Origin of the sequence: Mycolicibacterium palauense, from assembly GCF_002592005.1 — a bacterium.
Lineage (GTDB): Bacteria > Actinomycetota > Actinomycetes > Mycobacteriales > Mycobacteriaceae > Mycobacterium > Mycobacterium palauense.
The window spans coordinates 1-1,763 of record NZ_NVQF01000187.1 but is presented as its reverse complement, the minus strand read 5'-3'; the positions used below and the strand labels follow the sequence as shown (position 1 = coordinate 1,763).

Annotated in this window: 1 protein-coding gene; it reads left to right on the top strand. The window is 64.4% G+C overall.

Annotated elements, in window-relative coordinates:
• The first annotated feature begins 107 nt into the window (after positions 1-107).
• A complete protein-coding gene (locus tag CSR00_RS29760) occupies positions 108-1,742 on the top strand; it encodes an IS1634 family transposase (RefSeq protein WP_099025935.1) in 1,635 nt (544 codons plus the stop codon).
• The last annotated feature ends 21 nt before the right edge of the window (positions 1,743-1,763 follow it).

Below are 1,763 nucleotides of genomic sequence, written 5' to 3'. Positions count from 1 at the left end.
CCTGACTTAGGACATGGTCGGCCGATTTTCGGACTGCCGACTCGTTGACCTGCGGGTTCATCGGGCTTAGTGCCCCGTATGGGGCACTAAGCGGGTAGTTTCGGGCGGTGGCGTACGTGCGGAAGGTGCGCACGGCCTCGGGCGCGGTGGCAGTGCAGGTCGTGCGTAAACATCGAGGTCAGCGCACGATCCTGGCGCATGTCGGGTCGGCGCACACCGATGCTCAGCTGGGGATCCTGCTTGAGCAGGCCCGCCGACTCGCGGCCGAGGATCAAGGTGTTCTCGATATCGAGGTGGCTGCTCGGACCCAGTCCATCGACGGCGTCGCCGACTGGCGAACCGGCACCTTGTCCTTGTCGCGAGGTGTGCCCAAGGGTGCTCCGGTGCCGGCGGGGCGTACCGCGGCCACACATTCGCGGTTGCTCTATGACGTGCTCGGCGCGGTGTATGAGTGGCTGGGGTTCGACACGGTCGAGGACGCGGTGTTCCGGGATTTGGTGATCGCCCGGATCGTCGAGCCCACCAGCAAGGCCGACGCCGCCCGGGTATTGGCGGACCTGGGTGCACACACGGTGTCGTACAGGACAATTCAACGTCACCTCGGCAAGATCAACACCAACAACTACCGGGAACAGATCGCGGCCAAGTGCTTCACCCACGCCACTGACCGAGGCGGGCTGAGCCTTCTGCTCTATGACGTCACCACCTTGTATTTCGAGGCCGAGAGCGAAGACGATCTGCGCAAGGTCGGCTATTCCAAGGAACGTCGCATCGATCCCCAGATCGTGGTCGGGCTGTTGGTCGACCGCAGCGGATTCCCCTTGGAGGTTGCCTGTTTCGAGGGCAACACCGCCGAAACGACGACACTGATACCGGTCATCACCTCCTTCGCGGCCCGTCACGATCTCGGCGATACCCCGATGGTGATCGCCGCTGATGCCGGCATGCTCTCGGCCACCAACCTGGCCGCGTTGGATGACGCCGGGTTGGGGTTCATCGTCGGCTCGCGGATGACCAAAGCGCCCGGCGATCTGGAGTCGCATTTCCATTGGCACGGTGACGTGTTCACCGACGGGCAGATCATCGACACCGTCACGCCTCGGCACGCCAACAGCACGGTCAACGACACCAGCAAGCGTGCTGAACCGGTCTGGGATCCCGACGAACACACCAACGCTTGGCGGGCGGTCTGGGCGTACTCGGCCAAACGGGCCCGACGCGACCAGAAGACGCTCTACGCTCAGGAATCTCGTGCCCGGGCGGTGGTCAACGGTGACCGTGTCGCCAAGTCCACGCGATTCGTCAAGACCGCTGCCGGAGACCGCGTCCTCGACGAGGCCGCCCTGGCTCGCGCGCAATCGCTGGTCGGCCTCAAGGGTTACGTCACCAACGTCTCGACCACGGTCATGCCCGCGGGAGAGGTGATCGCCCACTACCACGAGTTATGGCGGGTCGAACGCTCCTTTCGGATGTCCAAGAGTGACCTTCGTGCCCGGCCCATGTTCCACCGCACCCGCGACGCCATCGAGGCTCACCTCACGATCGTGGTCACCGCCCTGGCCGTGGCTCACAGCATCCAGGAACGTACCGGCCTGGCGATCGCCAAAGTGGTCAAGCAGCTGCGGCCGCTGCGCTCGGCGACCATCGCGATCAACGGGACCACCGAGACCTTCCCACCCGAGGTCCCCGAGGCCCAACGCACAATCCTGGCCAGCCTCAACATCCCCGAACCGGGGCACTAAGCAAAATGTCCTAACTCAGGT